The sequence below is a fragment of the Streptomyces sp. CNQ085 genome, from assembly GCF_022614595.1.
GTDB lineage: Bacteria > Actinomycetota > Actinomycetes > Streptomycetales > Streptomycetaceae > Streptomyces.
The window spans coordinates 1-6,384 of the sequence record NZ_JAJFAU010000208.1; the positions used below are offsets into that span (position 1 = coordinate 1).

Annotated in this window: 4 protein-coding genes and 2 pseudogenes; all 6 read left to right on the top strand. The window is 70.8% G+C overall.

What is annotated here, in order from left to right:
* A pseudogene (locus LJ221_RS22725) lies at nt 1-1,264 on the top strand (hypothetical protein); the annotation flags it as partial.
* Nucleotides 1,265-1,274: 10 nt separating this feature from the next.
* On the top strand, nt 1,275-1,688 hold the full coding sequence (locus LJ221_RS22730) for a roadblock/LC7 domain-containing protein (RefSeq protein WP_241718586.1): 414 nt from the start codon (nt 1,275-1,277) through the stop codon (nt 1,686-1,688).
* A 66-nt stretch (nt 1,689-1,754) separates the two neighbouring features.
* A complete protein-coding gene (locus LJ221_RS22735; protein ID WP_101255539.1) occupies nt 1,755-2,168 on the top strand; it encodes a DUF742 domain-containing protein in 414 nt (137 codons plus the stop codon).
* Entirely contained in the window at nt 2,149-2,748 is a 600-nt protein-coding gene (locus LJ221_RS22740; protein WP_241718585.1) for an ATP/GTP-binding protein, read from the top strand. The genes LJ221_RS22735 and LJ221_RS22740 overlap by 20 nt, the downstream gene beginning before the upstream one ends.
* A gap of 371 nt (nt 2,749-3,119) precedes the next feature.
* Nucleotides 3,120-6,293, top strand: coding sequence for a nitrate- and nitrite sensing domain-containing protein (locus LJ221_RS22745; protein ID WP_374228537.1), 3,174 nt, complete (start codon nt 3,120-3,122; stop codon nt 6,291-6,293).
* Nucleotides 6,244-6,384, top strand: a pseudogene (locus LJ221_RS22750) (roadblock/LC7 domain-containing protein); the annotation flags it as partial. The gene LJ221_RS22745 and the pseudogene LJ221_RS22750, both read left to right, overlap by 50 nt.

Here is a 6,384-nt window from a genome sequence, read left to right on the forward strand (position 1 = left end):
CACCGAGGCAGGGTGGACCGTACTACGGTTCTGGGAACATGAGTCACCCGACGACTGCGCGCTCAAGATCGCCGCTACGGTCAGCCGGCTCGGCGCGCTGCCCACCCGCAACCAGGTCCAGGGCGGTTCCTCCCCGCGCGCCGCGCTCCCCGGCGGTCCGATGGGCGGCCCCGCGGGTGGGGGCTTCGGCGGACCCGGCCGCCCCGTCCCCGGGCAGCCGCCCCGTCCCGGACAGCCCTCCCGCCAGGGCGAGGGAGTCACCGCGGGCGCCTTCGGCCCCGGAGTGCCCCCCGAGTCCCGCCCCGGCCAGCAGCCCCCGCAGCGGCGCGAGGGCGCCTCCGCGGGCGAACTGCCCGCCGGACCGGCCGAGCGGCGCCCCAGCTGGGCCGACGGCCGCGACGACCGGACGTCCGGCCGGTACGAGGCCCCCGAGGCGCCGCGTGGTCACGAAGAAACGGACAGTACCTCGGAGTTCGCCCGTCCGGGCGGCCCCGGTGCGTATCCGCAGCGGCACGCCGGAGCCGATGAGACCGCCCAGCTTCCGCGCATGGAACCGCAGGCAGGTCCGCACGGTCCGCAGGACACCGGCGAGTACCCCCGGCCACAGGGCCCGCAGGACACCGGCGAGTACGCCCTTCCGGGCGGCCCGCAGGACACCGGTCAGTACGCCGTCCCCCGGCAGGGCGTCCCAGGTGCCCGCGAGTCCTCCGCCTACGAGCTGCCCGGAAGCAGCCCGGCCGCGACGGGCTCGGACGAGCGCACGCCGATCTTCGAGTCGATGGAGTCGAGCTGGTTCAGTTCCCGGCAGGCCGCCAAGCAGGCTCCCGCGGCCGCGTCACCGGGCGAGCCACCCTCGGCCGGGGCGTCCGTCCCGGCGCTGCCCCAGCGGCCCGAGAGGTCCGAGCGGCCCGCCCGGCCGACGCCCCGCCGGCAGGCCACCGGTGGCCCCCGTGACACCGGCGCCGGGTGGCAGGGGAACCCGAACGACGAGCGCTGGCGCCGGGCCGAACAGCTTCGCCAGCCGGCCGCCGGCGGGGTCACCACCTCCGGTCTGCCCCGTCGTGTGCCGCGCGCCAACCTCGTGGCGGGCACCGCGCAGCAGCGGCCGTCCACACCGGCCGGCCCACAGGTCTCGCGTGCGCCCGACGACGTACGCGGTCGGCTTACCAACCTCCGCCGGGGCATCCAGCAGGGCCGGCAGGCCGGAAGCGGCCAGACTGGCGGCAGCCACGGCCCCGGCAGCACCTACGATCAGGAGCGTTAGTGTGAGCCCGATGAGCCAGGCGGCGCAGAACCTGAACTGGTTGATCACCAATTTCGTGAGCAACACCCCGGGGGTGTCGCACACGGTGGTGGTCTCCGCCGACGGCCTCCTTCTGGCCATGTCCGAGGGGTTCCCGCGGGATCGTGCCGATCAGTTGGCGGCGGTCGCGTCGGGGCTGACCTCGCTGACCGCTGGTGCGTCGCGCATTTTCGAGGGGGGTGCGGTGAATCAGACGGTGGTGGAGATGGAGCGGGGGTTCCTTTTCATCATGTCGGTCTCCGACGGTTCCTCTCTGGCGGTGCTGGCGCATCCGGAGGCGGACATCGGTCTGGTCGGGTACGAGATGGCCCTGCTGGTCGACCGGGCGGGTACGGTGCTGACGCCGGACCTCCGCGCCGAACTGCAGGGAAGTCTGCTCAACTAGTCCACGCTCCCCCCACACGAGCACTACAGTCCGCATCGTCGACCACATGCCTCGCTCGGAGGAGCCATGACCCCGCCGCCTGCCTCACCCGGTCCGTACGGTGGCCTGAACGACCACGCGCCGTACGGCGGTGAGGGCGATCAGCCGCTGGTGCGTCCGTACGCCATGACCGGGGGTCGTACCCGGCCGCGCTACCAGCTCGCCATCGAGGCGCTGGTGAGCACCACAGCCGACCCGGCGCAGCTCATGGGCCTGCTCCCGGAGCACCAGCGGATCTGCCACCTGTGCCAGGAGGTCAAGTCGGTGGCGGAGATCTCCGCGCTGCTCGCGATACCTCTGGGAGTGGCCCGTATCCTCGTGGCCGACCTGGCCGAGGCCGGGATGGTGGCGATCCATCAGCCGGGCAGCAGCAGCGAGCCCGGCGGCGCACCGGATGTGACACTGCTCGAAAGGGTGCTCAGTGGACTTCGCAAGCTCTAGCCCGCAGGCCGCCTACGGGGCCTCCTCGACGCGTGCCACCACCTCCGCGAAGATCGTGGTGGCGGGCGGGTTCGGCGTGGGCAAGACGACCTTCGTGGGCGCCGTGTCGGAGATCAACCCGCTGCGCACCGAAGCCGTGATGACCGCCGCGTCCGCCGGGATCGACGACCTGACGCACACCGGTGGCAAGACCACCACCACGGTGGCGATGGACTTCGGCCGTATCACGCTGGACCAGGACCTGATCCTGTACCTGTTCGGCACGCCGGGCCAGGACCGGTTCTGGTTCATGTGGGACGACCTGGTGCGCGGCGCGATCGGCGCGGTGGTGCTGGTGGACACCCGCCGGCTGGCGGACTGTTTCCCGGCGGTGGACTACTTCGAGAACTCGGGTCTGCCGTTCGTGATCGCGCTGAACGGGTTCGAGGGGCACCAGCCGTACACGCCGGACGAGGTGCGCGAGGCGCTGCAGATCGGTCCGGACGCGCCGATCATCACCACCGACGCGCGGCACCGGACGGAGGCGAAGAGCGCGTTGATCACCCTGGTCGAACACGCCCTTCTGGCACGCCTGCGCTGAGCCGACCGCCGCTTGGCGTACGGTGGCCGCCAGGACAGCCCAAGCCGTCGACGGCGACAGTGGGTTACGGATCAGTAGCCCGGGTGTACCGGGTCTTGTGCCCGGTACACCCTGGTCTTCATAACGTTTCGACAGAGAATTGCGGGACGGATGCCACTCGCCGCGAGCGCCCCGCTCCCCAGCGCACACAAAGATTCAACCTTTTGTCATTCTGTGCGCCATATGACCTTTTCCCCCTTGGTGTCCACGTGTGATTCGCCACTGGTCCAGGTGTTTGGAAAGCCTCCGCCTGCCGTGCTGAAATTCGCTGAACTCAGCAGTAGTTACGGTTTCATCGAAGACGATGGGCTGAAGCCGAGAGGTTTGGTCGAGTGACGCGAAGCAATCCGAGCTCCCCACCCGGGGGGCCGCGTGGCAACTTCACGCCGCCGCAGCGCGCCGTGGAGGCGCACTCCGACCTGCCCGGGAACGGTGGGGAGCCGAACGGCGGTGGCCGGTTCGCGGTGCGCAACTGGCGTGTGGCCACCAGACTGAACGCCATTCTCCTCATCCCTGTGCTCGTCGCCCTGGTCTTCGGTGGCTTCCGGGTGCAGAACTCCCTGGACACGCTGAACGAGGCGGAGGACGCCAACCGCACCGCGGAACTGGTCCGTGCCGCCGCCGCGTACGGCCACGCCCTGATCGACGAACGCGACCGCACCGCCGCTCCGCTGCTGCAGGGCAGGACGGAGGACCCGGTGATCCAGGAGGTGCGCGGGGTCACCGACGCCGCGCGCGAGGAGTTCCACCGCCGGGTCGAGCAGATGCCCGACCAGCAGAACCTCAAGCGCCGCCTCGCCGCCTTCGAGCAGGTCGAGCCGGAACTGGAGGAACTGCGCCAGGCCGCCTACACCGACCGGCTCAAGGGTGTGGAGACCGAGGAGGGCTACGTCCGGGTCCAGCACCCGCTGATGGAGTTCGCCAACGAACTGGGCCTGGGTACCGGCAACATCACCTCCTACGGCCGCACCGTCTACGCCGTCTCCCTCTCCAAGGCCGCCGCGTCCCTGCAGCGCTCGATCGGCACCCACCTGCTGATCGAGCCCGGTCCGGGCGCCGCGGACAAGCAGCGTCAGCTCACCGCCTTCAGTTCCTACGCGTACCTGGAGAACATCGCGGTCGAGGAGTACCGCGGCGGCGCCGCCCCGGAGGACCGGGAACTGTTGCAGGAGGAGACGGTCAAGGCGAACGAGGGCGCCCGCGAGCGGTTCGCGGAGGCTCAGGACGAGGCGGAGGCCGGCGGGCGGGACTTCGCCGCCCCGCCCGCCACCGACAAGATGGTCCAGGCCATCGCCTCCGGGAACTCTCTCCAGGAACTGAGGGCGGGCGGCGTCACCGCCGAGAACTGGTACACCGCGGCCACCGCCAAGTTCAACGCCTACCGCGAGGTGGAGAAGGACCTCACCGACCGGGCGGTTGACGAGACGGCCCAGATCGCCTCGGACGCCAAGCGGGACGCCGTCGTCAACTCCGTCATCGTGCTCGCCGCCCTGGTGGTCGCCTTCGTGATCGCCGGGATGATGGCCCGCTCGATGAGCAGCAACATGCGCAGGCTGCGCACCGCCGCCTTCGACGTCGCCCAGCAGCGGCTGCCGATGCTGGTCGACCAGCTCTCCCGCACCGACCCGGGCAAGGTCGACACCCGCGTCCAGCCCATCCCGATCAACAGCCGTGACGAGATCGGCGAGGTCGCCCGCGCCTTCGACCAGGTCCACCGTGAAGCCGTCCGGCTCGCCGCCGAGCAGGCGCTGCTGCGGGGGAACGTCAACGCGATCTTCACCAACCTCTCGCGCCGCAACCAGGGTCTCATCGAGGGCCAGCTGGCCCTCATCACGGACCTGGAGAACAACGAGGCCGACCCAGACCAGCTGGAGAACCTCTTCAAGCTGGACCACCTGGCGACCCGTATGCGCCGCAACGGCGAGAACCTGCTGGTCCTCGCGGGCGAGGAGCCAGGCCGCCGCTGGACCCAGCCCGTGCCACTGGTGGACGTGCTGCGCGCCGCCGCCTCCGAGGTGGAGGACTACGAGCGCATCGTGCTTTCCGGCGTTCCCGAGAGCGAGATCCACGGCGCCGTCGTCACCGACCTGGTGCACCTGCTGGCCGAGCTGCTGGAGAACGCCACCTCGTTCTCCTCCCCGCAGACCAAGGTCAAGGTCACCGCGACCAGGCTGCCCGACGGCCGGGTGATGATCGAGATCCATGACAAGGGCATCGGTCTGACCCCCGAGGACTTCGCCGACATCAACCACAAGCTGGCCAACCCGCCGACGGTGGACGTGGCCATCTCTCAGCGCATGGGCCTGTTCGTGGTCGGCCGCCTGGCAGGCCGGCACGGCATCCGCGTCCAGCTGCGCCTCTCCGGTGAGCAGGCGGGCACCACCTCGCTGGTCATGCTTCCGGAGGAGATCACCCACGGTGGCGGCGGCCAGGAGGAGACCGAGGAGGACTTCACTGTCTCCCGGATCGTCCCGGAGCAGCCGAACGCGGCCCAGTCCGCGCCCCGGAACCAGCAGCTGTCCGCAGCGGACCTGGGCTTCGACGACTCCCGCTACGGTTCCCGGCCGGAGGGGCAGGAGGACCCCTCCCGGCTCGACCCGGTCGGACACTCACTGACGCGTGGGGAGCGGCGTGCGGCGCTGGAGCCCCAGCAGTCCCAGTACCAGCAGCAGGACGGGGACTACGGCGATCAAGGGGACGGGCACGACGCCCAGGAGCAGTACGCTTCCCGGCAGGCCCCCTACGACCCCGAGCAGACCGGTCAGTACGGCTCGCAGCCCGGATTCCCGGACGACGCCGCCTACGGGCAGGAGACGGGATACGGCCAGGGGTACCAGGAAGGCCATCAGCAGTATCCGCAGCAGGGCGGCGGGTACGCCCAGGGCTACCAGGAGGAGTACGGGCCGGACCACGGGAGCGGCTTCGACGGGGTCGGGTACGGCGGGAACGGCTACGGCACCGGGCAGGAGCCCGTCCGGAGTCCGGGAGTGGAATCCTTCCCCGGCGCTCCCGAAGACGACCAAGAACGCGTAGGCTTCGATCGACCGGGTCGGACCTCGAACGCTCCCTCCACGGTGACCGGCGCAGGACTCCCGCGCCGGGAGTCGCGGAGGCAGCAGCCCGAGGGGGCACCGACCCCGCGATACCAGCCGCAAGCGGAATCTCCGGAAGCGCCCCGGCAGGCGGATCGTTCCGACGATTCCGGCTGGCGCACGGCGAACGACGAGCGCTGGCAGCGGGCGGAGGGGGTCCGCGACCCCAAGGCCGGCGGGGTCACGCCCTCCGGTCTGCCTCGCCGCGTGCCCAAGGCCAACCTGGTCGAGGGCGCCGCGGAGCAGACACCCCAGGACGGGGCCCAGGTCTCCCGTGCCCCAGAGGACGTCCGAGGCAGGTTGAGTAACCTGCACCGCGGCGTCCGGCGGGGACGTACCGCGGGCGGCTCGGACAACACCCAGAATGACCGACCGGGCTTCGGCCCCGGCAGCACCTACGATCAGGAGCGTTAGTGTGAGCCCGATGAGCCAGGCGGCGCAGAACCTGAACTGGTTGATCACCAATTTCGTGAGCAACACCCCGGGGGTGTCGCACACGGTGGTG

Bases quoted from the DNA above. Each gene is read 5' to 3' on its own strand.
- LJ221_RS22735 (WP_101255539.1), top strand. From the start codon at position 1,755: ATGACCCCGCCGCCTGCCTCACCCGGTCCGTACGGTGGCCTGAACGAC.
- LJ221_RS22730 (WP_241718586.1), top strand. From the start codon at position 1,275: ATGAGCCAGGCGGCGCAGAACCTGAACTGGTTGATCACCAATTTCGTG.